Annotated in this window: 22 protein-coding genes; 9 read left to right on the forward strand and 13 right to left on the reverse strand. The window is 67.9% G+C overall.

The window, feature by feature from the left end; genetic code table 11:
- Positions 1 to 40 precede the first annotated feature (40 nt).
- From bioF to ASF16_RS01265, 9 genes are all read right to left on the reverse strand, one after another.
- The gene (bioF, locus tag ASF16_RS01225; RefSeq protein ID WP_056161640.1) at positions 41 to 1,273 is read right to left on the reverse strand and encodes an 8-amino-7-oxononanoate synthase; all 1,233 of its coding nucleotides are present in this window, start codon (positions 1,271 to 1,273) and stop codon (positions 41 to 43) included.
- Positions 1,264 to 1,935: a dethiobiotin synthase gene (bioD, locus tag ASF16_RS01230; RefSeq protein WP_056161642.1), complete on the reverse strand. Its 672-nt coding sequence runs from the start codon at positions 1,933 to 1,935 to the stop codon at positions 1,264 to 1,266. The genes bioF and bioD overlap by 10 nt, the downstream gene beginning before the upstream one ends.
- Positions 1,936 to 3,273, reverse strand: a complete 1,338-nt coding sequence (gene bioA / locus ASF16_RS01235; RefSeq protein WP_056161644.1) for an adenosylmethionine--8-amino-7-oxononanoate transaminase — start codon at positions 3,271 to 3,273, stop codon at positions 1,936 to 1,938.
- Between the two features lie 120 nt (positions 3,274 to 3,393).
- A complete protein-coding gene (gene panD, locus ASF16_RS01240) occupies positions 3,394 to 3,774 on the reverse strand; it encodes an aspartate 1-decarboxylase (protein WP_056161647.1) in 381 nt (126 codons plus the stop codon).
- Between the two features lie 51 nt (positions 3,775 to 3,825).
- Positions 3,826 to 4,200: a 6-carboxytetrahydropterin synthase gene (locus tag ASF16_RS01245; RefSeq protein WP_056161649.1), complete on the reverse strand. Its 375-nt coding sequence runs from the start codon at positions 4,198 to 4,200 to the stop codon at positions 3,826 to 3,828.
- Between the two features lie 22 nt (positions 4,201 to 4,222).
- The gene (queE, locus tag ASF16_RS01250) at positions 4,223 to 4,858 is read right to left on the reverse strand and encodes a 7-carboxy-7-deazaguanine synthase (RefSeq protein ID WP_056161652.1); all 636 of its coding nucleotides are present in this window, start codon (positions 4,856 to 4,858) and stop codon (positions 4,223 to 4,225) included.
- Positions 4,855 to 6,465 (reverse strand): L-aspartate oxidase, encoded by a 1,611-nt coding sequence (gene nadB, locus ASF16_RS01255; protein ID WP_056161655.1) that lies wholly within the window; start codon positions 6,463 to 6,465, stop codon positions 4,855 to 4,857. Before nadB ends, queE begins: the two co-directional genes overlap by 4 nt.
- Before the next feature lie 137 nt (positions 6,466 to 6,602).
- Positions 6,603 to 7,445, reverse strand: a complete 843-nt coding sequence (locus tag ASF16_RS01260; protein WP_056161657.1) for a ScpA family protein — start codon at positions 7,443 to 7,445, stop codon at positions 6,603 to 6,605.
- Positions 7,446 to 7,531: 86 nt separating this feature from the next.
- Complete coding sequence (locus tag ASF16_RS01265; protein WP_056161660.1) at positions 7,532 to 7,738, reverse strand: DUF3460 family protein; 207 nt, start codon at positions 7,736 to 7,738, stop codon at positions 7,532 to 7,534.
- 42 nt (positions 7,739 to 7,780) lie between these two features.
- On the opposite strand from ASF16_RS01265, the gene ASF16_RS01270 reads away from it, so the two are divergent.
- Together ASF16_RS01270 and ASF16_RS01275 are read left to right on the forward strand one after the other, a co-directional pair.
- Positions 7,781 to 8,293, forward strand: a complete 513-nt coding sequence (locus ASF16_RS01270; RefSeq protein ID WP_056161661.1) for a hypothetical protein — start codon at positions 7,781 to 7,783, stop codon at positions 8,291 to 8,293.
- 109 nt (positions 8,294 to 8,402) lie between these two features.
- Positions 8,403 to 9,104, forward strand: a complete 702-nt coding sequence (locus ASF16_RS01275; protein WP_235507217.1) for a YitT family protein — start codon at positions 8,403 to 8,405, stop codon at positions 9,102 to 9,104.
- 18 nt (positions 9,105 to 9,122) lie between these two features.
- Here the strand turns inward: ASF16_RS01275 and ASF16_RS01280 are convergent, their stop codons facing one another.
- A complete protein-coding gene (locus tag ASF16_RS01280) occupies positions 9,123 to 9,920 on the reverse strand; it encodes a MipA/OmpV family protein (protein WP_056161664.1) in 798 nt (265 codons plus the stop codon).
- Between the two features lie 208 nt (positions 9,921 to 10,128).
- Here ASF16_RS01280 and ASF16_RS01285 point away from each other — a divergent pair, with 208 nt between their 5' ends.
- The 3 genes from ASF16_RS01285 to ASF16_RS01295 all read left to right on the forward strand — a co-directional run bounded on the left by ASF16_RS01285 (position 10,129) and on the right by ASF16_RS01295 (position 12,991).
- On the forward strand, positions 10,129 to 10,788 hold the full coding sequence (locus ASF16_RS01285; protein ID WP_056162521.1) for a response regulator: 660 nt from the start codon (positions 10,129 to 10,131) through the stop codon (positions 10,786 to 10,788).
- A complete protein-coding gene (locus tag ASF16_RS01290) occupies positions 10,785 to 12,275 on the forward strand; it encodes a HAMP domain-containing sensor histidine kinase (RefSeq protein WP_056161666.1) in 1,491 nt (496 codons plus the stop codon). The genes ASF16_RS01285 and ASF16_RS01290 overlap by 4 nt, the downstream gene beginning before the upstream one ends.
- 71 nt (positions 12,276 to 12,346) lie before the next feature.
- Positions 12,347 to 12,991: a DUF2306 domain-containing protein gene (locus ASF16_RS01295; RefSeq protein ID WP_082516675.1), complete on the forward strand. Its 645-nt coding sequence runs from the start codon at positions 12,347 to 12,349 to the stop codon at positions 12,989 to 12,991.
- Between the two features lie 55 nt (positions 12,992 to 13,046).
- Here ASF16_RS01295 and metG read toward each other — a convergent pair whose 3' ends face one another.
- The gene (gene metG / locus ASF16_RS01300) at positions 13,047 to 15,239 is read right to left on the reverse strand and encodes a methionine--tRNA ligase (RefSeq protein ID WP_056161670.1); all 2,193 of its coding nucleotides are present in this window, start codon (positions 15,237 to 15,239) and stop codon (positions 13,047 to 13,049) included.
- 122 nt (positions 15,240 to 15,361) lie between these two features.
- On the opposite strand from metG, the gene ASF16_RS01305 reads away from it, so the two are divergent.
- The gene (locus ASF16_RS01305) at positions 15,362 to 16,531 is read left to right on the forward strand and encodes an SMP-30/gluconolactonase/LRE family protein (protein ID WP_056161672.1); all 1,170 of its coding nucleotides are present in this window, start codon (positions 15,362 to 15,364) and stop codon (positions 16,529 to 16,531) included.
- A 245-nt stretch (positions 16,532 to 16,776) separates the two neighbouring features.
- Here ASF16_RS01305 and ASF16_RS01310 read toward each other — a convergent pair whose 3' ends face one another.
- The gene (locus tag ASF16_RS01310; protein ID WP_056161674.1) at positions 16,777 to 18,057 is read right to left on the reverse strand and encodes a patatin-like phospholipase family protein; all 1,281 of its coding nucleotides are present in this window, start codon (positions 18,055 to 18,057) and stop codon (positions 16,777 to 16,779) included.
- A gap of 168 nt (positions 18,058 to 18,225) precedes the next feature.
- Positions 18,226 to 18,792 (reverse strand): restriction endonuclease, encoded by a 567-nt coding sequence (locus ASF16_RS01315; protein ID WP_056162524.1) that lies wholly within the window; start codon positions 18,790 to 18,792, stop codon positions 18,226 to 18,228.
- 137 nt (positions 18,793 to 18,929) lie between these two features.
- Here ASF16_RS01315 and apbC point away from each other — a divergent pair, with 137 nt between their 5' ends.
- The 3 genes from apbC to ASF16_RS01330 all read left to right on the forward strand — a co-directional run bounded on the left by apbC (position 18,930) and on the right by ASF16_RS01330 (position 22,193).
- Entirely contained in the window at positions 18,930 to 20,021 is a 1,092-nt protein-coding gene (gene apbC / locus ASF16_RS01320) for an iron-sulfur cluster carrier protein ApbC (RefSeq protein ID WP_056161675.1), read from the forward strand.
- Positions 20,022 to 20,107: 86 nt separating this feature from the next.
- On the forward strand, positions 20,108 to 21,166 hold the full coding sequence (locus ASF16_RS01325; RefSeq protein ID WP_056161678.1) for a YhcG family protein: 1,059 nt from the start codon (positions 20,108 to 20,110) through the stop codon (positions 21,164 to 21,166).
- Between the two features lie 76 nt (positions 21,167 to 21,242).
- Positions 21,243 to 22,193, forward strand: a complete 951-nt coding sequence (locus ASF16_RS01330) for a LysR family transcriptional regulator (RefSeq protein ID WP_056161679.1) — start codon at positions 21,243 to 21,245, stop codon at positions 22,191 to 22,193.
- Positions 22,194 to 22,357 lie beyond the last annotated feature (164 nt).

The raw sequence follows: 22,357 nt of genomic DNA on the forward strand, positions 1-22,357 counted from the left end.
CTGCCGAAGGACCGGGGACCCACCCCGATCCTTCGAGCGGCTAGCCCAGAAGCTCTGCCGCATGCTGGCGCAATGCGGCCAGCAGGTCTTCCACGTCCGCCTCGGTGTGCGCGGCAGACAGTGCGATGCGCAGCCGTGCCGTACCCGCCGGCACCGTGGGTGGCCGAATGGCCGGCACCCACAGGCCCTGCGCGCGCAGGCTTTCCATGGCGGCCAGTGCGGCCTCGTTGCTGCCCACCACCAGTGCCTGCACAGGCGTGTGCGACGGCAGCAGGTGCCAGGCCAGCGGTGGCGGCAGCGCCGCCAGGCCACCGCGCAACTGGGCGATGCGGGCCTGCAGGTGCGCGCGGCGGTCGTCGGCCGCGGCGATCAGCACCAGGCTTTCGCGCAGCGCGCTGGCCAGCAGCGCCGGGGCCGCGGTGGCAAAGATGTAGGTGCGCGTTTTCTGCAGCAGCCATTCAATCAGCGCTGCATCGCCCGCCACGAAGGCGCCGGCCACGCCCGCGGCCTTGCCCAGCGTGGCCATGTAGAGCACGCGGCGCGCGGCATTCGCACCCGTCAAGCCCGCCTGCGCCAGGCTGCCGCGCCCCTGGGGCCCCAGCACGCCGAAGCCGTGCGCGTCGTCCAGCAGCAGCAAGGCGTCGTAGCGCTCGCACAGCGCCAGCAGGGCAGGGATGTCGATCAGGTCGCCGTCCATGCTGAACACCGCATCGCTGATCACCAGCTTGCGCCGGGCGGGGCTGGCGGCCAGGGCGGCCTCCAGCGCGGGCAGGTCGGCGTGCGGGTAGCGGTGGATGGTGGCGCGCGACAGGCGGGCGCCGTCGATCAGGCAGGCGTGGTTGAGCGCATCGGAGAACACCGCATCGCCATCGCCCACCAGCGCCGGGATGATGCCCGCGTTGGTGGCGTAGCCCGCGTAGAAGTACAGCGCACGGGGCAGTTGCACGAAGGCGGCCAGATCGTGCTCCAGCGCGGCGTTGGCGGCGCTGTGGCCGCTGACCAGGGGCGAGCCGCCCGAGCCCACGCCGAAGGTGTGCGTGGCCTCGCGCGCGGCCTGCGCCAGCGCGGGATGGCTGGCCAGGCCCAGGTAGTCGTTGCTGCAGAACGCCAGCATGGGCTGGCCGTCCACCAGCAGGCGTGCGCCGCCTGCCGGCTCCACCACGCGGCGGCGGCGCAGCAGGTGGGCGCGCTCGATGTCGGCCAGGCGGCCCGGGATCTCATCGAGCCACGATGTTGCGGTCGAGCCCGCAGCGGACGTGCCGGTCACAGCCATGCCGGCGGCAACTCCAGTTGCATGCTGCGTGCCTCGGGCAGGTCCTGGTAGGGCACCTCGGCCAGCAGCGGGGCGCCCAGGCGGGCGCGCAGGAAGGCGATGTTGTCGCCAGCCGCTTCCATCCCGGGGTCCATGCGGTTGGCCACCCAGCCGATGAGCGTGAGGCCGCGGGCGCGGATGGCCTCGGCCGTCAGCAGCGCGTGGTTCAGGCAGCCCAGGCGCAGGCCCACCACCAGCACCACAGGCAGTGCCAGGGCCTGGGCCAGGTCGGCGCCGGTGAGCGTGTCGGACAGCGGCACCAGAAAGCCGCCTGCGCCTTCCACCACCACGGCGTCCGCCTGCGCCGCCAGCGCCTGGTAGCTGCGCACGATGGCCGCGATGTCGATCTCCACGCCGGCCCGCGCCGCCGCGATGTGGGGCGAGAGCGGGTCGGGCAGCAGCACGGGGTTGTCCAGCTCGGGCGCCACGGCCAGGGTGGAGGCCGAGCGCAGTGCGATGGCATCCTCGCTGGCCCAGTCCTCGCCCCAGGGCACCAGGCCCGCGGCCACGGGCTTCATGCCCACCACGTGGCGGTGGTGCGGCGCCAGCGCGTGCAGCAGGCCGGCGGACACCAGCGTCTTGCCGACGCCGGTGTCGGTGCCGGTCACAAAACATCCAATCATTTAAATTTCCTCTTGCAGGGTGGCGTCGAGCGCGTCGAGCGCGCCGCGGGCCAGGCATTGCACGGCCTCGTCGTCGAGCAGATAGGGCGGCATGGCGTACAGGGTCTTGCCGATGGGACGCAGCACCAGCCCGCGCGCCATGGCGTGCTGGTGGTAGCGGCGGGCAAAGTCGGGCAGCGAAGTGTCCACGTCCCACGCCCAGATCATCCCCTGGCGCCGCGCATGGTGCACGCGTGGGTGGTGGGTGATGGGTGCGCATGCCGCGTCAAGGCGTTGCGCCAGCGCGGCGTTGGCTTTCAGTGCGTCGAGCTGGCCGAACAGTTCCAGCGTGGCCAGCGCCGCGCGGCAGGCCAGCGGGTTGCCGGTGTACGAGTGCGAATGCAAAAAGCCGCGCGCCACGTCGTCGTCGTAGAACGCGGCGTACACCGCATCGGTGGTCAGCACGGCCGACAGCGGCAGCGTGCCGCCGGTGAGGCCCTTGGACAGGCAGATGAAGTCCGGCCGGATGCCCGCCTGCTGGTGCGCGAACATCGTGCCCGTGCGGCCAAAGCCCACGGCGATTTCGTCCACCACCAGGTGCACCTCATAGCGGTCGCACAGCTCGCGCGCCCGGCGCAGGTAGTCGGGGCTGTGCATCGCCATGCCGGCGGCGCACTGCACCAGCGGCTCGACGATGAAGGCCGCGGTGGTTGCGTGGTGTTCTGCCAGCCAGCCTTCCAGGCCCGCCGCGGCGCGCCGCGCCACATCGTCAGCGCTCTCGCCCGGCGCGGCACCGCGTGCATCGGGGCTGGGCACGGTGTCGGCCAGGCGCACCAGCGGCGCGTACGCCTCGCGGAAGATCGCGATGTCCGTCACGGCCAGCGCGCCCACCGTCTCGCCGTGGTAGCCGCCGGCCAGGCCCACGAAGCGGCTCTTGGCGGGCCGGCCCCGGTTGCGCCAGCAGTGCGCGCTCATCTTCAGTGCGATCTCGGTGGCCGCCGCGCCGTCGCTGCCGTAGAACGCGTGGCCCAGGCCGGTGAGTGCAGCCAGGCGCTCGGAGAGCTCCACCACCGGCGCGTGCGTGAAGCCCGCGAGCATCACGTGGTCGAGCCGGCCCAGTTGGTCCACCAGCGCAGCCTGGATGTGCGGGTGGCTGTGGCCGAACAGGTTGACCCACCAGGAGCTGATGCCGTCCAGGTAGCGCTTGCCGTCGGTGCCGTACAGCCAGGGGCCCTGCGCGCGGGCGATGGCCACGGGCGGCTGGGCCTCGTGCCGCTTCATCTGCGTGCAGGGATGCCAGACGCTGGCCAGGCTGCGCGCGGCCAGGGTGTCGGGTGGAGGTTGTGGGGTCGCACTCATGCGGATTTGCGCCGGTTCATTGCATTCACAGCCGTTCGGGCTGAGCTTGTCGAAGCCTCGCGCGGCGCTTGGACAGGCTCAGCGTGAACGGGGTCGGGTAAGTTTGCAGACAAAGTGAAATCACAGCGCCTGGGTGGGCACCGCGTGGCGCAGTTCCGTCTGGCGGTTGTTCTCGTCCACGAATACCAGCTGTGGCTGGTGCGTGGCGACTTGGTCTTCATGCACCTGGGCGAAGGCCGCGATGATGATCAGGTCGCCCACCGACGCGCGGCGTGCGGCCGAGCCGTTGACCGAAATCATTCCGCTGCCGCGCTGGCCCTTGATGGCATAGGTGATGAAGCGTTCGCCGTTGTTGATGTTCCAGAGGTGCACCTGCTCGTTCTCGGCGATGTCGGCCGCATCGAGCAGGTCTTCGTCGATGGCGCAGGAGCCCTCGTAGTGCAGCTCGCACTGGGTCACGGCCACGCGGTGGATCTTGGATTTGAGCAGGGTGCGGAACATCGGGCGTCCTGGGTTGGCGTCTGAAAACTGTGGCGGTGCGGGCAGTCTGCGTCAGGCCACGGGCAGGTCCAGCGTGCAGCTGTCGCCCAGCGCGTCGCGCCAGACGCGCACCCGGCTCACGCGTGGCTGCAGGTCGGCGGGCAGGGCCGCTGCGATGAACACGCACAGGTTCTCCAGCGTGGGGGTGCCCAGGCCGGGCACGTCGTCCAGCTGGTGGTGGTCCAGCTGCTCGCGCACCACGGCCAGGCCCTGGCGCAGCAGGCCCAGGTCCAGCACCATGCCGGTGGCGGGATCGCGCGGGCCGCTCAGCGAAACCTCGGCATGGTAGGTGTGGCCGTGCACGCGGCGGCTGCCTTCGGCCTCGATCTCGCGGCGCAGGGTGTGGGCGGCGTCGAAGAAGAAGCGCTGGGAAATGGTGAACAACATAGGACTGACGGAGAGATTCGGTTCACCGGATGCCGGTGAGCTTGTGGGTCTGCAGGCTCAGGCGCCATGCGGGGTGGGCCATGCAGGCGTCGATGCAGGCGGCAGTGTTCTGGCGCTGCAGCAGGCCATCCATGGGCTGCAAGAAGCGATGGCTGAACTGGGTGTCACGCTCCAGCGCCTGCAGGTCGAACCCGGGCTGGGGCCACACGAGTTTCAGCTCCTGCCCGCTGCGCTGCACGAACGGCGCGCCCGCCTTGGGGCTGATGCACAGCCAGTCGATGCCGTCCGGCGCCTTCACCGTGCCGTTGCTCTCCACGGCAATGCGGAACTGCTGCGCATGCAGCGCGTCGATGAGGGCGGCGTCCACCTGCAGCAGGGGCTCGCCGCCGGTCAGCACCACCAGGCGGTGGCCCGCGCCCGCAGGCCACTGCGCGGCGATGGTCTCGGCCAGCCGCTCGGCGGTGTCGAACTTGCCGCCCAGCGTGCCGTCGGTGCCCACGAAGTCGGTGTCGCAGAACTGGCAGACGGCCTGCGCGCGGTCCTGCTCGCGGCCGGTCCAGAGGTTGCAGCCCGCAAAGCGGCAGAACACGGCGGGCGTGCCCGCCTGGCCGCCTTCGCCCTGCAGGGTGTAGAAGATTTCCTTGACGCTGTAGGTCATGGCCGCAGGCTCGGTTTTTCGGCGGTGCGTTTGACCACGGGGGGAACGAGAATGGTGGGCGCAGCGGGAGCGGCCAGCTCGGGGTAGTCGCGGCTGAAGTGCAGGCCCCGGCTTTCGCGGCGCATCTGCGCGCTCTGCACGATGAGGTCGGCCACCTGCACCAAATTGCGCAGCTCCAGCAGGTCGCGCGTGACGTGGAAGTTCGCGTAGAACTCGTTGATCTCGCCCTGCAGCGTGGCGATGCGGTGCGCGGCGCGCTCCAGGCGCTTGTTGGTGCGCACGATGCCCACGTAGTCCCACATGAAGCGGCGCAGCTCGTCCCAGTTGTGCGAGATGACCACGCACTCGTCGGCGTCGGTCACGCGGCTGTCGTCCCAGGCGGGCAGGGCGGGCAGGTCTGCCGCGGGCGCTGCGGCAATGGCCTGGGCAGCGGCGCGCGCGAACACCATGCATTCGAGCAGCGAGTTGCTGGCCAGCCGGTTGGCGCCGTGCAGGCCGGTGCAGGCCACCTCGCCCACCGCAAAGAGGCCCGGCAGGTCGGTGCGGCCCGCCAGGTCGGTCAGCACGCCGCCGCAGGTGAAGTGCGCGGTGGGCACCACGGGGATGGGCTCCTTCGTGATGTCGATGCCCAGCGCCGCGCAGTGCGCGAGGATGTTCGGGAAGTGCTCCTGCAAAAACGCCGGGCTCTGGTGCGAGATATCGAGGTGCACGCAGTCCAGGCCATGCTTCTTCATCTCGAAGTCGATGGCGCGGGCCACCACGTCGCGCGGGGCCAGCTCGGCGCGCGGGTCATGGTCCAGCATGAAACGGGTGCCATCGGGGAGTTTGAGCTGTCCGCCCTCGCCGCGCACGGCCTCGCTGATGAGGAAGGATTTTTCGTGCGGGTGGTACAGCCCCGTGGGGTGGAACTGGATGAACTCCATGTTGGCCACGCGGCAGCCCGCGCGCCACGCGGCCGCAATGCCGTCGCCGGTGGCGGTGTCGGGGTTGGTGGTGTACAGGTACACCTTGCCCGCGCCGCCCGTGGCCAAAATGGTCTGCGGCGCGCGGAAGGTCACCACAGAGTCGGTGGCGTCGTCCAGCGCATACAGGCCCAGGCACCGGTGGCCGGGCAAGCCCAGCTTGTGCGTGGTGATCAGGTCCACCAGCGTGTGGTGCTCGAACACGGTGATGCCGGACGTGGCGCGCACCACGTCCATCAGCGTGCGCTGCACGGCCGCGCCGGTGGCGTCGGTCACGTGGGCGATGCGCCGGGCGCTGTGGCCGCCTTCGCGGGTCAGGTGCAGCTGGTCGCCTTCGAGCGTGAAGGGCACGCCCAGCTCGCGCAGCCAGGCGATCGATGCGGGCGCGTTCTCCACCACGAAGCGCGTGGTGGCCAGGTCGCACAGGCCAGCGCCTGCGACCAGCGTGTCCTCGATGTGCGCCGCAAAGCTGTCGTCATCGGCCAGCACGGCGGCAATGCCGCCCTGCGCCCAGCCGCTGGAGCCATCCTGCAGCGCGCGCTTGGTGATCACCGCCACGCGGTGCGTAGGCGCCAGGTGCAGCGCGGCAGAAAGGCCGGCCAGGCCGCTGCCTACGATGAGGACGTCGAAGTCGTGGGATGCCATATGGGGTCCGTAGTTGCCGTTGGAACCGGCGCTGCTTCAGGCCAGTGCCACCGTGGAACTGGCTTCGCCAGGCCGCCGGTGGCGTCCCCCTCCCGCGCAGCGAGAAAGGGGGAAGCGGCGCAGCCGCTCAGGGGGTGTCATGCCGGTACATAGGCCAGGCGCACGTAAATGGGCGCGAAGGCTTCGGCCTGCGTGATCTCGATCAGCGTCTCCTTGGCCAGCTCCAGCAGCGCGATGAAGGTCACGACCAGCACGGTGCTGCCGTTCTCGGGCTCGAAGAGTTCTTCGAACTCGACGAACCGGCGGCCCTGCAGGGTCTTGAGCACCATGCTCATGTACTCGCGCACCGACAGCTCCTCGCGCGTGATCTTGTGGTGCTGCACGAGCTTGGCGCGCTTCAAGATGTCGCGCCACGCGTCCTGCAGCTCCACCACGTGCACGTCCGGAAAGCGCGGCTGCAGGCTTTGTTCGATGTAGACCTGCGCCTTCAGGAAGTCGCGGCCGTACTGCGGCAGCTGCCCCAGGCGGGCGGCGGCCATCTTCATCTGCTCGTACTCGAGCAGGCGGCGCACCAGCTCGGCGCGCGGGTCTTCGGGTTCTTCGCCTTCGGCCTGCTTCTTGGGCGGCAGCAGCATGCGCGACTTGATCTCGATCAGCATCGCCGCCATCAGCAGGTATTCGGCCGCCAGCTCCAGGTTGCGGCTGCGGATCTCGTCCACATACACCAGGTACTGCTTGGTCACCCCCACCATGGGGATGTCGAGGATGTTGAAGTTCTGCTTGCGGATCAGGTACAGCAGCAGATCGAGCGGGCCTTCGAAAGCTTCGAGAAACACCTCCAGCGCATCGGGCGGGATGTACAGGTCGGTCGGCATCGCGAACAGCGGCTCGCCGTACAGGCGTGCCAGTGCGACCTGATCGACCACGTCGGGCATGGTGCCCGCGTTACCGCCGGCATCGGCTTGGCGCGATGGGATCATCAGGTGCTACTAAAAATATAGCTGCTAGCGCTTATCTGGCAAGCGGTAGCAGCGATTTTTATGCCTAAACGGAACACCAATGCGGGTCAGTCCGCGTTGGTCTGGTACACGTAAGGCCTCTGGGCGACCTCGCCATCGCGGTATTCGACCCAGATCTTGCGGTCGACCTGCTTGTCCCACAGCAGGGCGCGGCCGGCCTGCTGCTGCGCATCCAGCGCGGGCTGGCTGGTCTTGAGCTGGTTGATGAACTGGGTGGCGTCGGACTGGTAGTCGGGGCGGCGGAAAATGGACATGACTGTTAACCTCTTTGGCGTGGATTTTACCGGGACCGACTTATGCCTCTGATATATCGCGCTGCCGCGCTGGCTGCCGCCGCTTTTTCGTTGCTGGCGCTCACTGCCTGCGACCCGCAGCGCATCAGTGAATTGAAGGAGGGCGTCTCCACCGAAGCCGACGTGCGCGACCGCTTCGGCGCCCCCGACAACGTGTGGGACGAGCCCGGCGGCGCCCGCACCTTCGAGTACAACCGCCAGCCCGCGGGCCAGGTCAACTACATGATCACCCTGGGCGCCGATGGCCGCATGACAGCCCTGCGCCAGGTGCTCACGCCCGAGAACTTCGCCCGCGTGCAGCCCGGCCAGCGCATGGACGAAGTCCGCCGCCTGCTGGGCAAGCCCGCCAAGGTCACGCCCTATACGCTGAAGAACGAGACCCACGTGGACTGGCGCTACCTGGAAGGCTCCAACCAGGCCAAGGTGTTCACCGTGGTGCACGGGCCCGACCACGTCGTACTGCGTACGCAAACGGGTCCCGACCTGGACTCCCCCGAGTTCAAGGGCGGCGAGTGAGCAGCACGTCTGTCATGGCGAGGCCGCCGCTGGCATGGATGATGCTGGCTCGGTGCTGGTGCAGTCGCCAGGCTGCTGCGGCCACCGCCCACCCCCTTGAAACCCCGCCATGAACGACGCTCCCCCGCAACCCCACACCCCGCCTGACGGCGCAGCGCCCCACGTGCGGCAGCCACAACCGCAACCGCAACCACAGCCTCAGAACCAGCCGCTGCCATCGCTGCGCCACGGCGCTTTCGAAGACGCCCAGGCCCTGTTCGCCGGCACGCTCTTCGTGGCCATGGCGCTCATGCTCTTCAACCAGGCGGGGCTGCTGGTGGGCGGCACCGCGGGGGCAGCCTTCTTGCTGCATTACGTCACCGGCATCTCGTTCGGCAAACTGTTCTTTGTGGTCAACCTGCCGTTCTACTGGTTTGCCTGGACCCGCATGGGCCGCGAGTTCACCATCAAGACCTTTGTCTGTGTGGCCCTGCTGTCGCTGCTGACCGAGCTGTTCCCGCATGTGATGCACGTGGACTACCTGAACCCGCTGTTCGCCTCGCTGCTGGGCGGGCTGCTGCTGGGCACGGGCTGCCTGTTCCTGGCGCGCCACCGCTCCAGCCTGGGCGGCGCCACCGTGGTGTCGCTGTACCTGCAAAGCCGCTACGGCATGCGCGCCGGCAAGGTGCAGATGATGATCGACGGCACGGTGGTGCTGCTAGCGCTGTTTGTGGTGCCACCCGAGCGCGTCGCGTACTCGGTGCTGGCTGTGCTGGTGATGAGCGGGTTCCTGTGGATCAGCCACCGGCCGGGGCGGTATGTGGGGCATTGAACGTGAAGGCCGCCGGGCTCAGAACCGGTACAGATAGCCGGCAGTGACCGCTGGCTGGCTCGATCGGCCGACCAGCGGGCTGTCTTTGATGGCGCTGGCCAACCGTGTGCTGCTCACGTCCACGAACACCCACTGGCGCGGCGCCAGCGCATAGCCCACGCGCACGCCGGCCTGCAGGTTCACGGCAGAGCTGCCTTCGTAGGCCGCGCGGCCTGCGCGCACCTCGGCGCCTTCCACGCCGTAGTAGTAGTCCACGTACTTGCGGTCCTGCTGCTGCACCGCCAGGCGGGGCGTAATGTCCCAGGCGCCGAGCTGGAAGCGGCGCTCGGCCTTCAGCGTGACCTGGCGCCCCTTGCTGTGGCCCGATGCATCGGCCAGCAGCTCGGCCGACAACTGCACCGGCCCCGTGTCCCAGCTGGCGGCTGCGCCCAGCCAGAGGCTGCTCTTGCGCTCCTGCATGCCGGCCAGAAAGGGCGAATCCTTGGCCTCGTAGCCCTCGAAGCCAAAGCGCGAGCGCAGCCGCAGGCCCACGGGGCCGACCGACGGCAGCTTGATATCCACACCCGGGCCGGCCACGCTGATCCAGCGGTTTTCGTAGGTGAGCAGGGGCAGCGGCTGCACCTTGTCGTCGAAGTCGCGGTAGGGCTTGCGGTCAGCGCTCACAGCCAGGCCCACGCCCCAGGCAGAGGCCGGTGCGTCTTGCGCCCAGGCTGCCTCGGGGGCCAGCACCGCCAAGGTGGCCGCGATGAGGGCGGCGCGCGAAGGCAGGGTTGCCTTGCGGCGGGGGGTAAAGGGCATGCGAAGGCAGGGCGTCATGGGTTCAGTTTCCAGGCAGAAAAAAACGGGGGAGGGGCGGCAGAGCTGCCCGCGGGTCGCACGCCGCAGATGGCGGGCCGATGCACTGTAGAAAAGCTTTCTTATCGCCGGGTTAGCCCTGCGTTGCCCGGGGACGCCCCGTGCTCATGGCCCGCTAAGAATTCCGCGCTACGCTGTGCACCGCCCTGAAGGCCTCAAGGAGAACCTGTTGCGTGCACTGCTGGTAGAAGACGACGACATGATCGGGCGCAGCCTGTCGCATGCGCTCAAGGGCGCAGGCTGGTCCGTGGACTGGGTGCGCAACGGCGAGCTGGCCCACAGCGCGTTGGCCGACGGCGACTACAGCTGCGTGCTGCTCGACCTGGGCCTGCCCGGCATCGATGGCATCGAGGTACTGCGCCGCGCTCGCGCCCGCGGCGACCTCACGCCGGTGGTGGTGCTCACCGCGCGCGACGGGGTCGAAGACCGCGTGCATGGCCTGGACATCGGGGCCGACGATTACCTGCTCAAGCCCTTCGAGGTGGCCGAGCTCCTGGCCCGCATGCGCGCCGTGGTGCGCCGCCGCAGTGGTGTGGCGCAATCGCTGGTGGGCAATGGCTCCCTGCAGCTGGACCTGGCCACGCGCGAGGTGCTGCTGGGCGGCGCACGCGAGGCCCTCACCGCGCGCGAATTCGCACTGCTGCACGCGCTGCTGGAGCGCCCCGGCGCCATCCTGTCGCGCGAGCAATTGGAAAACCGCATCTACGGCTGGGGCGAGGAAGTCAGCAGCAATGCGGTGGACGTGCTCATCCACGGCATGCGCCGCAAACTGGGGCCCGACGCCATCCGCAACGTGCGCGGCCTGGGCTGGCGGGTGGCGGCGCCATGACGGGCTCGGTGCGCGACCACAAGCCCCGCTGGTACCGCCCCCGGTCGCTGCGCGGGCAAATCCTGTTGTGGCTGGCGCCCTGGATTCTGGTCGGCGCCGTGGTGGCGGGGGGCGCCTTCTGGGTGAGCTACAGCGCACTCATCCATACCTTCATGGAGTACCAGATGGAGGTGCTGGCGCGCTCCCATGCGACCGGCGGGCCGGTGGCGGCGAGCCATTCGGGCAGTGATTCCAACACCAACGCTACGGACCGCACCATGGACACGGGCCTGGGGCTCGAGCCCCTGCCGCTGCTCAGCGACGTCAACATCCTCGACTGGGGCGCATTCGCCGTGCAGATCTGGTCGGCCGACGGCCGCTTGCTGGCTGCGTCCAGGCCCGACACTGCGGTGCCCCTGCAGGCAGCGCCCGGTCACCATCGGTTGCGCGCCGATGGTGCGTGGGCGCCGGGGTGGCGTGTCTATTCCGCAGCAGCGGCGGGGCCGTACCAGCGCCGGGTGCAGGTGTTGCAAAGCGAGAAATTCCTGCAGGAAGAAGTGGCGGTGCGCACCCTGTACGTCATCGTGCCCATGGCGCTGCTGGTGCCCGCATTGCTGTTCACCCTGTGGGTGGTGGTGGGGCGCGCGTCGCAGTCATTGCGCTCGGTGGCCGACGAGGTGGCCCAGCGCGACGACCGCAGCCTGGGCGCCATCCGCATGGACCGGGTGCCCGAAGAGATCGTGCCGCTGGTGGGCTCCTTCAACGCATTGCTGGCGCGTCTGGGCGAGGCCTTTGCTGCGCAGCGCCGCTTTGTGCAGGACGCCGCCCACGAGTTGCGCACGCCCATGGCCGCCATGGCGCTGCAGATGGAGAACCTGCGCCCCTTCGTCCCCATGGGCGATGCGCAGCAGCAGTTCGCGCAGCTGGACGCGGGCATGCGCCGCGCGCGGCACCTGGTCGGCCAGTTGCTGCGCCTGTCGCGCCAGGAGGCGCCGGTGGCTGCGCAGGCATCCACCGCGCCCGTGGACATCACTGCCTTGCTGCGCGACAGCGTGGGCCAGCTGATGCCGCTGGCGGACCAGCGGCGCATCGACGTGGGTTTTGCCGGAGACAGGCAGGTGGCCGTCCACGCAGCCGCCAGCGAGCTGCGCAGCGTCTTCGACAACCTGCTGGACAACGCCCTGCGCTACACCCCTGAGGGCGGTGCGGTGGAGGTGCGCTTGCACCGGCTGGACAGCGGCGCCGTGGTGGACATCATGGACACCGGCCCGGGCATTCCGCCAGACCTGCTGGAGCGGGTCTTCGACCGCTTCTTTCGCGTGCCCGGCAATGATGCCGACGGCAGCGGGCTGGGCTTGGCCATCACCCGGGCTGCGGCGCTGCGCCATGGCCTGCGGGTGGAACTGCGCGCACGGGACGACGGCGCCAACGGCCTGGTGGCGCGGGTGCACCTGCCCGCACCCCAGGACCCATCCCACGGCCCACAGCCCCTGCTAACGCCCGGCTAAGCCGCTGCTAATGCGGGGCTCAGACGCGCTTTCTACAGTCGGTGAATCCCATCCACTGTAGAAAGCTTTCGATGACTGTTCGCACTTTGGCCCCCGCCCTGGCCTGGGGTTTGCTCACGTTGCTCGCCCTGGCCGTGGGCATCGTGTCCCTGCGCTATGCGCTGCCCGGCATGCCCTTTCCGATGGACCTGCCCAGCCTGCAGTCCGCACCCCGGGCCTTTGTCGTGCACGCTGTCAGCGCATCACTGGCGCTGATGCTGGGCCCGGTGCAGCTGGTGGCCGCATGGCGCACCCGGTTTCCTGCCCTGCACCGCTGGGTAGGGCGTGCCTATGTGGTGGCGATAGCCGTGGGCTGGCTCTCGTCGTTGCCGCTGGCACTCCATGCCATGACCGGCCCCGTGGCCGTCGCTGGTTTTTTGGCGCTGGGCGTGGCCTGGGTCGTGGCAACGGGCATGGGCCTGATGCGCGCGCTGCAGCGCCGTTTTGCCGACCACCGGCGCTGGATGGTGCGCAGCTATGCGCTCACTGCGGCAGCCATCACGCTGCGCATTTACCTCGGCGGCAGCATGGCCCTGGGGATCGACGAGCAGGTGTCCTACCCCTTCATCGCCTGGCTGTGCTGGGTGCCCAACCTGCTGGGCGCCGAGTGGTACCTGCGGCGCCAGGGCGTGACCCAGAGCCGGCGGCAGCGCCGGTCGCCACTGGCATCGCTGTGAGCGAACAGCTGCCAGGGCCTGCAACGCAAGGGCCGGGCGGCCGTTGCGGTGGTCTTCAACGCACCCGCATGCCCGGCAGAGCACCCGGCCACGGGTTCAGCACGTAGATACCCGGATTCGCCTTCTCATCCCCATGGCTGGCAGCCAGCACCATGCCTTCGGAGATGCCGAACTTCATCTTGCGCGGTGCCAGGTTGGCCACCATCACGGTGTGCTTGCCCACCAGGTCTTCTGGCTTGTAGGCGCTGGCGATGCCGCTGAAGACATTGCGCGTGCGCCCTTCGCCCACGTCCAGCGTCAGGCGCAGCAGCTTGGTGGAGCCCTCCACTGGCTCGCAGTTCACGATCAGCGCGATGCGCAGGTCGATCTTGGTGAAGTCGTCGATGCCGATGGTGGGGGCCAGTTCTTCGCCGCCGGGGGCTGCTACGGTTTCAGTAGCGGCTGGCGCTGGTGTGGCGGGCGCTGGGGGCTCGAACAATGCTTCCAGCTGGTCAGCCGTAACTCGTTTCATCAGATGCCCATAAGCGGCAATTTGGTGACCGGCTGGCAGCTCGGTGGAAGCATCTTTCCACTCAAGCTCAGGGATGTTCAAAAAGGTTTCAACCGCCTTCGAGGTGGCAGGCAATACCGGCTTGAGGCACAGGGTCGCGATTCTGAAAACGTTGAGTGCAACGGTGCAAACGCCCAGCAAGCGCTCTTCTGCACCCTCCTGCTTCGCTAAAACCCAAGGGGCATGAATGTCGATGTATTCATTGCAGGTATCGAGCAACTCGGAGACGCTACGAATCGCTTTGCCGTACTCACGCGCTTCGTACAGGGCTTGTATTTCATTGGCAACCAGAGCGGCCTTCAACAGTGGATTGATCGGACCTCTGTTTCCAACTTCTTCAGTAGCTTTTGGAGCAGGGAATGCCGCGCGAATGTTGTCCGGCAATTCTGATGCCAAGGTACCGGACAGCTTTCCGCCAAATTTCTCGTTGATAAATTTGGCGCATCGGCTGGCGATGTTCACGTACTTGCCGATCAGATCGCTGTTCACCCGCAGCATGAAGTCTTCGGCGTTGAAGTCGATGTCTTCGTTGCGCGCGCTCAACTTGGCCGCCAGGTAGTAGCGCAGCCATTCGGCGTTCATGCCCAGGCTCAGGTACTTGAGTGGGTCGAGGCCGGTGCCGCGGCTCTTGCTCATCTTCTCGCCGTTGTTCACGGTCAGAAAGCCGTGCACGAACACGTTGTCGGGCGTCTTGCGGCCGGAAAAGTGCAGCATGGCGGGCCAGAACAGCGTGTGGAAGGTGACGATGTCCTTGCCGATGAAGTGGTACTGCTCGGTGTCGGCAGCGGCCATGTAGTCGTCAAAGCTGCGCGTGTCGCCGTGTCGGGCCTTGGGGCCGCCCTTGTCGAACCAGTTCTTGAGCGAGGCCAGGTAGCCCACGGGCGCGTCGAGCCACACGTAGAAATATTTGCCCGGCGCGTCCGGGATCTCGATGCCGAAGTAGGGCGCGTCGCGGCTGATGTCCCAGTCGCCCAGGCCTTCGCTGGTGGTGCCGTCCGGGTTGGTGCGCACGGTGAACCATTCCTTGATCTTGTTGGCCACCTCGGGCTGCAGCTTGCCGTCCTGTGTCCACTTCTCCAGAAACTCGACGCAGCGCGGGTCGGACAGCTTGAAGAAGAAGTGCTCCGAATTCTTCAGCTCGGGCTTGGCGCCCGACAGGGCCGAGAACGGGTTGATCAGGTCGGTGGGCGCATACACCGTGCCGCACACCTCGCAGTTGTCGCCGTACTGGTCCTTGGCGTGGCACTTGGGGCATTCGCCCTTGATGTAGCGGTCGGGCAGGAACATGTTCTTCTCGGGGTCGAAGAACTGCTCGATGGTGCGCACCTCGATCAGGCTGCCGTCGGCGCGGTCGCGCAGGTCGCGGTAGATCTGGCGGGCCAGTTCGTGGTTTTCTGGCGCATCGGTGCTGTGCCAGTTGTCGAAGCTGATGTGAAAACCATCCAGGTACTGCTTGCGGCCCGCGGCGATGTTGGCCACGAATTCCTGGGGCGTGACGCCGGCCTTCTCGGCAGCGATCATGATCGGCGCGCCGTGCGTGTCGTCCGCACCCACGAAGTTGACGGCGTGGCCCTGCATCCTTTGGTACCGCACCCAGATGTCGGCCTGGATGTATTCCATGATGTGGCCGATGTGGAAGTTGCCGTTGGCGTACGGCAGGGCGGTGGTGACGAAGAGTTTGCGTGCGGATGACGTCATGAAAAGCGGCTTTCTCAGGCGGAACCGCCGATTTTAGGCGCTGGCCGCCCGGTTTCGCCGTTGCAGGCCGCCCGGGCCGGTGGATCACAATGCGCCGCTATCGACAACCACAGGAAGAACCGATGGCAAAGAGGACGTTGGCGAGGACATTGGGATGGGGTGTGGGCGGCGCCGTGCTGGCAGCCGCCGCCTACCTGGCCTGGTGGCCCGTGCCCATCCGGCCGGTGGCGTGGACGGCCCCGGCCGCGCCGGGCTACCAGGGCGTGCACGCGCCCAACCAGCGCCTGGCGGGGCTGCGGATGATCGACCTGAAAGGCGAAGTCGGCCCCGAGCACATCGCGCTGGGCAAGGACGGCAAGCTCTACACCACGGTATTGAGCGGCAACATCCTGCGCATGAACCCCGACGGATCGGGCCAGGAGGTGTTTGCCAACACCGGCGGGCGGGTGCTAGGTTTTGACTTCGACGCAGCGGGAAACCTGATTGCGGCCGACGCGGTCAAGGGGCTGTTGTCGATCGCGCCCGACGGCAAGGTCACCGTGCTGGCCGACAAGGTCGGCAACGACCCCATCCGCTACGCCGACGGCGTGGTGGTGGCGAAAAGCGGCAAGATGTACCTGAGCGACGCCTCCACCCGCTTTGCGCCCAAGGACTGGGGCGGCACCTTCGAGGCCAGCGTGCTCGACATCCTGGAGCAGGCCAGCACCGGCCGCGTGCTCGAATACGACCCCGCCACCCGCGCCACGCGCGTGGTGGCGCGCGGCATCAGCTTTGCCAACGGCGTGGCGCTCAGCCAGGACGGGCAAAGCCTGTTCGTCAACGAGACCGGCAAGTACCGGGTGTGGAAGATCGCGGTGGACGCGAACGACCTGGACATCAGCGAGGCCGATGCCAAGGTCAAGGCCCCCGCCGGCAGCCAGCCGGCGCCCCAGGCCCGCGTGCTGCTGGACAACCTGCCCGGCTACCCCGACAACCTCATGCGCGGCATGGACGGCCGCATCTGGCTGGGCTTTGCCAAGCCGCGCGGCGCCGCCATCGACAACATGGCCGGCAAGCCCTGGCTGCGCAGCCTGACGCTGCGACTGCCGCGCGCGCTGTGGCCCATCCCCAAGCCCTACGGCCATGTGATCGCGTTCACCGACGACGGCAAGGTGGTGGCCGACCTGCAGGACCCGACGGGCGCCTACCCCGAGACCACGGCCATCACCGAGACGGCCGACCGGCTGTATGTGCAAAGCCTGCATGCACACCGGCTGGGCTGGCTGCCCAAGGACGTGCTGCAGCCGAAGTAGCGTGCGGCCGCGCCTCGTGCGGACTCTCGCTCGATCATTCAACACCCCCAACCGTTCGTGCTGAGCCAGTCGAAGCCTTGCGCAGCGCTTCGACAAGCCCGGAGTGAACGGTGGGATATGGACTGGAGGCTGCGGGGAACCCAAGCACTACCCCCAACCGTTCGGGCTGAGCCAGTCGAAGCCTTACGCAGCACTTCGACAAGCCCGGCGTGAACGGTGTTGCTTTTCTTGAGGGCAGTGGGGTGTCAGGCGTGGTGCTTGGTCTGCACTTCGGCGCCGGTGTCCGTCCAGCCGAAGAACCGGCACACCTCGGCGCGCATGGCCAGCGTGTCGGCGCGGCCCAGGGCCATCAGCTCCTGCGTGTAGCCGGACTCGAACAGCAGGTAGCTGGCCAGCGCCGCGCCGCGCACATCCGCCATGTTGGACGTGACACCCAGCGCCGCCAGCATGGTGCGCACCGGGCCGGGCAGCTCGCCCACATGGCGCGCCGCCACGGCGTCCAGCCGCTGCGACGGCGCGATGACCAAGAGCTCGATGGGGCGCAGCGCGCTTTTGTTGCGCACGTCTTCGGGGATGAGCGACAGCGTCTGGTTCACGCGCTGCACGCGCTCTACGTCCACCGCCAGGGCATCGAGAAAGATGTTGGACAGCGCATGCCCCGCGATCTGCGCAAGCGAGGGGTAATTGGCGGTGGGGTTGGCGGCGGTGTCGCCCTTGGGCTCGTGCATGCGGCCCGCGCCGATCACGAGGATGCGCTCGGCCCCCAGGTGGATGGCCGGTGCGATGGGGGCCGACTGCCGCATGGAGCCGTCGCCGAAGAACTCGGTGTGGTCGCCGATGGTGATGCCCTTGGCCGGAAAGATGAACGGGATGGCCGAGGACGCGAGCAGGTGCTCGTGCGTGATGCGGTCGCGCGCCGCCTTGCGCTGCGAGCGCACCCAGGGCTGCACCGGCGCGTTGGATTCGAAGAAGGTCACGTGCTCGCCCGAGCTGTAGCTCGATGCCGTCACCGCCAGCGCCGTGAGGTGGCCCTTGCGGATGAGCCGGGGCAGGCGCACCAGCGGCACCATCTTGACCAGCAGTTTTTCCAGCGGCGAGTTGTCGAGCAGCGACCGGGGCCGCATGCGCCGCCAGCGCGCCAGGGCCCAGCCCATGGACAGCAGCGTGAGCCAGCGCGCCCCGCTGCGCATCACCGACAGCGAATCGGCCCCATACACCTGGCTGGCGTGGAACTGCCTCCACACCCGCGCAATGCGGCGCACCGCTCGGTCGAAGTGGTCCGCGCCGCAGGCCAGCGCGGCGGCATTGATGGCGCCGGCCGAGGTGCCGGTGATGATCGGAAACGGGTTGGGCTCCTCGCCTGCGCCGCAGGCGTTGCGGATGTCGGCAATGGCTTCGAGCACGCCCACCTGGTAGGCCGCGCGGGCGCCGCCGCCGGTCAGCAGCAGGCCCGTGGGGCGGGTGGGGGGCGTGGACGCGGTGGAGGCGGTGGCGGCGGGCGCAGTGTGGGGGCGGGTCGATGGCATCGGCTGTAGGGCGGGGTGTGCCCCGAGTGTGGGGTGCGCCACGGCCGGCCTCATCTGGGAAAACCCGCATGGCGGGCGGCGGGCGGCGGGCGGCGGGCGGCGGGCGGCGTGCCTGGCGGTGGCTGCATCACCGAGATGCCGCAGGCCGGGCCGCAGCGGCAGGCCGGGTCAGCGCTGGCTCAGCAGCAGCACCGCCACGGCATCGCCCTGCAGCACGGCAATGCCGTGGTCGCGCGCAAACAGGCGTGCGTTGTCGCTCAGTTGCCCGTGCGTGGCCACGTAGATGCCGCCCGACGAGCCCCGGGCCTGAATCGCGGCGTGCAGCTCGCGCAGCGGCTCCACGCCGTGGGTGGCGGCCTTCCAGCGGCGGGCGCTGACCAGCGTCGTGCGCCCGTCCTGGGTCAGGCACAGGTCGGCCGCGCCGTTGGCGGGCAGGCGCTCGACCGCGTAGCCCGCGCGCGTCCAGGCGGCGGCCAGCGTGTCGGCAAAACTGCGCCAGGGCATGCTGGCCACCGCGTCCAGCATCTCGGCCACCCGGGCGGGGTTGGGGGCGCGCAACTGCTTCCAGGCCGCGATGCAGCCCACCACCAGGATGGGGAAGCCGGCCAGCGCACCGACCACGAAGTATTCCTTGGGCAGCAGCGCGCCCGCCGCCATCACGATGAGGCCGACCACCAGGAAGCTGACCCACCAGGGTGAGCGCAGCAGCATGGCAAACAGGGACTTTTCGGCCATCTTGAATTTCACGGGGAAACCTTCTCTTCTTCTCGGTGGGTTCGGATGCGCCAGGGACGCGACAGGCGCGCATTGTCCTTCAGCCGAAGGGGCACCGTCCTTCGGAATAGACTAGCGGACCCACAGGAGTTAATTGAATGGCAGTCACCGAACAGGGCCTCTTGGCCGCTCTTTCCAGCGTTCTGGACCCCCACACGGGCAAGGATTTCGTCAGCTCCCGCGCCGTGCGCAACGTGCAGATCACCGGTGGCGACATCGCGTTCGATGTGGAACTGGGCTACCCCGCCAAGAGCCTGGTGCCCGAGCTGCGCCGCAGCCTGGTGGCCGCCGCCAAGGGCGTGGCGGGCGTCGAGACCGTCTCGGTCAACATCACCACCAAGGTCATCGCCCATGCGGTGCAGCGCGGCGTGCAACTGCTGCCCCAGGTCAAGAACATCATCGCCGTGGCGTCGGGCAAGGGCGGCGTGGGCAAGAGCACCACGGCCGCCAACCTGGCCCTGGCCCTGGCCGCCGAGGGCGCCAGCGTGGGCGTGCTGGACGCCGACATCTACGGCCCCAGCCAGCCCATGATGCTGGGCATCAACCGCCGCCCCGAAAGCGACGACGGCAAGACCATGGAGCCGCTGGAGAACTACGGCGTGCAGGTCATGTCCATCGGCTTCCTGGTGGACCAGGACGAAGCCATGATCTGGCGCGGCCCCATGGCCACCCAGGCGCTGGAGCAGCTATTGCGCCAGACCAACTGGAAGGACCTCGATTACCTCATCATCGACATGCCGCCCGGCACCGGCGACATCCAGCTCACGCTGTCCCAGCGCGTGCCCATGACCGGCGCGGTGATCGTCACCACCCCGCAGGACATCGCCCTGCTGGACGCCAAGAAGGGCATCAAGATGTTCGAGAAGGTGGGCGTGCCCATCCTGGGCATCGTCGAGAACATGGCCGCCCACGTCTGCAGCAACTGCGGCCATGTGGAGCACATCTTCGGAGCCGACGGCGGCAAGAAGATGGCGGCCGACTACCACATGGACTACCTGGGTGCGCTGCCCCTGGACATGAGCATCCGCCTGCAGGCCGACAGCGGCAAGCCCACGGTGGTGGCCGACCCCGATGGCGAGATCGCCCAGATCTACAAGAAGGTGGCGCGCGACGTGGCGGTGAAGATCGCGCAGCAGGCCAAGGACTTCTCGAACAAGTTTCCGACGATTTCGATCAGCAAGAACACCTGAGGTCGGGTTTGCTATTGAATGGATGGCTGTTGGCGCTTGATGGACAAGCGGTAGCGCACCAAAAGGCTGCGCAGAGGACTAACCCCATGAGCGAAAAGCCCGTCGGCCTGATCGACCCGCCCGCAGGCTACGCCGATTGGCTGGCCGAGTTGAAGGGGCGCATCCACGGCTCCCAGCAGCGCGCCACGCTCGCTGTGAACCGTGAGTTGGTCCTGCTGTACTGGCAGATCGGCCGGGACATCCTGCAGCGCCAGGCGGCGCAGGGTTGGGGCTCGAAGGTGATCGATCGGCTGGCACAGGACTTGCGCGCAGCCTTTCCTGAGATGAAGGGCTTTTCTCGGGCTAACCTCATGTACATGCGCGCGTTTGCGCAGGCGTGGCCTGATGCGGCAATTGTCCAACAGGCTGTTGGACAATTGCCTTGGGGCCACAACCTGGTGCTTCTGTCGCAGTTGAAAGATCCCGCGCAACGGCTGGCCTATGCACAAAGTGCCATTGCGCATGGATGGTCGCGCAATATGCTGAACATCCATATCGAAACCCGTCGCCTGGAACGCAGCGGCCAGGCGGTGACGAATTTCGAGGGCTGCTTGCCCAAGCCGCAGTCGGACTTGGCCCGAGAATCTCTGAAAGACCCCTACCGTTTTGACTTCCTGGGCTTGTCCGACGAGGCTCAAGAGCGCGAAATCGAAGGTGCCCTGGTCAAGCATGTGACTGAATTCCTGCTGGAACTCGGCGCAGGGTTTGCCTTCGTGGGCAGGCAGGTGCTGCTGGATGTGGGTGGCGACGAGTTTTTCATCGACCTGTTGTTCTATCACCTCAAGCTGCGCTGCTATGTGGTGATCGAATTGAAGGCGGGCAAATTCAAACCCGAGCATCTCGGCCAATTGGGCTTCTACCTCACGGCAGTGGACCGCCAGGTCAAGGGCGAGTACGACAACCCCACGATTGGACTGCTGCTGTGCAAAACCAAGAACAAGGTGGTGGCTGAGTACGCTCTCGGAGACAAGTCGCAACCGATGGGCAGTGCCGAGTACAAGTTGCTGGAGTCCCTGCCCGCAGAATTGCAGACCAGCCTTCCCAGCATCGAGCAGATCGAGCGTGAACTGGCGGACAGCCCGATGCCCGATGCCGGAGATACTTGATTGCTCCTGAAATGTGAGCTTCTAGCGCTTTCTACATAAGCGCTACAGCCAAAAAAATGCCTGCAAACCTCCGCCCATGAACCTGCTCGCCTCCCTGCGCTACCTGGTTGCCCTGCACGAGCACCGGCACTTCGGCCGGGCGGCGCAGGCCTGCCACATCACGCAACCGGCGCTGTCGAACGCGCTGCGCTCGCTGGAGGAGGAGTTCGGGGTCGTCATCGTGCAGCGCGCGCGCACCTATGTGGGCCTGACCCACGAGGGCGAGGCCGTGCTGGCCACGGCGCAGCGCATGCTGCGCGACAACGAGGTGCTGCGCCAGGAACTGAGCAGCACGGAGGCCGAGCCGCAGGGCCGCCTGCGCATGGCGTCCACGCCCACGGCGGTGCCCATCCTCTCGCGCTTTGCGGCCATGCTGCAGGCGCGGCACCCGGGCATACTGCCCGTGGTGCTGTCGATGAGTTCGCAGGAGCTCGAACAGCGGCTCGAAGACCTGTCGCTGGACCTGGCCGTGGGCTACAGTGAGCGCATGCAGGCCAAGCGCGTGAACCTGCGCTCGTGGCCGCAGTGCAACGAACACTACTACCTGCTGCGCCGTGCCCTCACGCCCGGCCCGGACCGCCTGTGCATCGGCGCGCCCATGCGCTGGAAGGACGCGGCGCGGCTGCCGCTGTGCCTGCTCACCCCCGACATGCACAACCGCTTCATCATCGACGAGGCGTTCCGCGAGGCGGGCGAACCCGTGCCGCCCGCCATCGAGACCAACTCGGTGCTGACCCTGGTGCTGTCCGTGCTGTCGGGCGAGGTCTGCAGCGTGCTGCCGGGCGCCATGGTGGCCGCCGCGCGCAGCGAACGCGGCCTGGAGGCCCTGCCCCTGGTCGCGCCCGATGTGCGCACGCCCATCGGCTTCATGACCCAGCGCGGGCCCCGCGTTTCCCGGGCCCTCGAAGCCGCGCTCGAGCTGCTGGACCAGCCTGCCTGGCGGGACCATGTGGCGCTGCACTGCGGAGAGCTGAGGGACTCCCCCTGAGTCGCCTTCGGCGCCTTCCCCCAAGGGGGGACGCACCCCGTGGCCTGGCCAAGCCAGTTCCACGGGTGCACTGGCTTGGCACCGCGCCAGTTTCGTCGGCTTTAGCGTGACTGACTTTGGCTGATTGCAAGCCATCTGCAATCAATTTCCATTCGCGTCATTCA

The sequence above is a fragment of the Acidovorax sp. Leaf78 genome, from assembly GCF_001422735.1.
GTDB lineage: Bacteria > Pseudomonadota > Gammaproteobacteria > Burkholderiales > Burkholderiaceae_C > Acidovorax.

Bases quoted from the DNA above. Each gene is read 5' to 3' on its own strand.
- bioF (WP_056161640.1), bottom strand. From the start codon at position 1,273: ATGGCTGTGACCGGCACGTCCGCTGCGGGCTCGACCGCAACATCGTGG.
- bioD (WP_056161642.1), bottom strand. From the start codon at position 1,935: ATGATTGGATGTTTTGTGACCGGCACCGACACCGGCGTCGGCAAGACG.
- bioA (WP_056161644.1), bottom strand. From the start codon at position 3,273: ATGAGTGCGACCCCACAACCTCCACCCGACACCCTGGCCGCGCGCAGC.
- panD (WP_056161647.1), bottom strand. From the start codon at position 3,774: ATGTTCCGCACCCTGCTCAAATCCAAGATCCACCGCGTGGCCGTGACC.
- ASF16_RS01245 (WP_056161649.1), bottom strand. From the start codon at position 4,200: ATGTTGTTCACCATTTCCCAGCGCTTCTTCTTCGACGCCGCCCACACC.
- queE (WP_056161652.1), bottom strand. From the start codon at position 4,858: ATGACCTACAGCGTCAAGGAAATCTTCTACACCCTGCAGGGCGAAGGC.
- nadB (WP_056161655.1), bottom strand. From the start codon at position 6,465: ATGGCATCCCACGACTTCGACGTCCTCATCGTAGGCAGCGGCCTGGCC.
- ASF16_RS01260 (WP_056161657.1), bottom strand. From the start codon at position 7,445: ATGATCCCATCGCGCCAAGCCGATGCCGGCGGTAACGCGGGCACCATG.
- ASF16_RS01265 (WP_056161660.1), bottom strand. From the start codon at position 7,738: ATGTCCATTTTCCGCCGCCCCGACTACCAGTCCGACGCCACCCAGTTC.
- ASF16_RS01270 (WP_056161661.1), top strand. From the start codon at position 7,781: ATGCCTCTGATATATCGCGCTGCCGCGCTGGCTGCCGCCGCTTTTTCG.
- ASF16_RS01275 (WP_235507217.1), top strand. From the start codon at position 8,403: ATGAACGACGCTCCCCCGCAACCCCACACCCCGCCTGACGGCGCAGCG.
- ASF16_RS01280 (WP_056161664.1), bottom strand. From the start codon at position 9,920: ATGACGCCCTGCCTTCGCATGCCCTTTACCCCCCGCCGCAAGGCAACC.
- ASF16_RS01290 (WP_056161666.1), top strand. From the start codon at position 10,785: ATGACGGGCTCGGTGCGCGACCACAAGCCCCGCTGGTACCGCCCCCGG.
- ASF16_RS01295 (WP_082516675.1), top strand. From the start codon at position 12,347: ATGACTGTTCGCACTTTGGCCCCCGCCCTGGCCTGGGGTTTGCTCACG.
- metG (WP_056161670.1), bottom strand. From the start codon at position 15,239: ATGACGTCATCCGCACGCAAACTCTTCGTCACCACCGCCCTGCCGTAC.
- ASF16_RS01305 (WP_056161672.1), top strand. From the start codon at position 15,362: ATGGCAAAGAGGACGTTGGCGAGGACATTGGGATGGGGTGTGGGCGGC.
- ASF16_RS01310 (WP_056161674.1), bottom strand. From the start codon at position 18,057: ATGCCATCGACCCGCCCCCACACTGCGCCCGCCGCCACCGCCTCCACC.
- ASF16_RS01315 (WP_056162524.1), bottom strand. From the start codon at position 18,792: ATGGCCGAAAAGTCCCTGTTTGCCATGCTGCTGCGCTCACCCTGGTGG.
- apbC (WP_056161675.1), top strand. From the start codon at position 18,930: ATGGCAGTCACCGAACAGGGCCTCTTGGCCGCTCTTTCCAGCGTTCTG.
- ASF16_RS01325 (WP_056161678.1), top strand. From the start codon at position 20,108: ATGAGCGAAAAGCCCGTCGGCCTGATCGACCCGCCCGCAGGCTACGCC.
- ASF16_RS01330 (WP_056161679.1), top strand. From the start codon at position 21,243: ATGAACCTGCTCGCCTCCCTGCGCTACCTGGTTGCCCTGCACGAGCAC.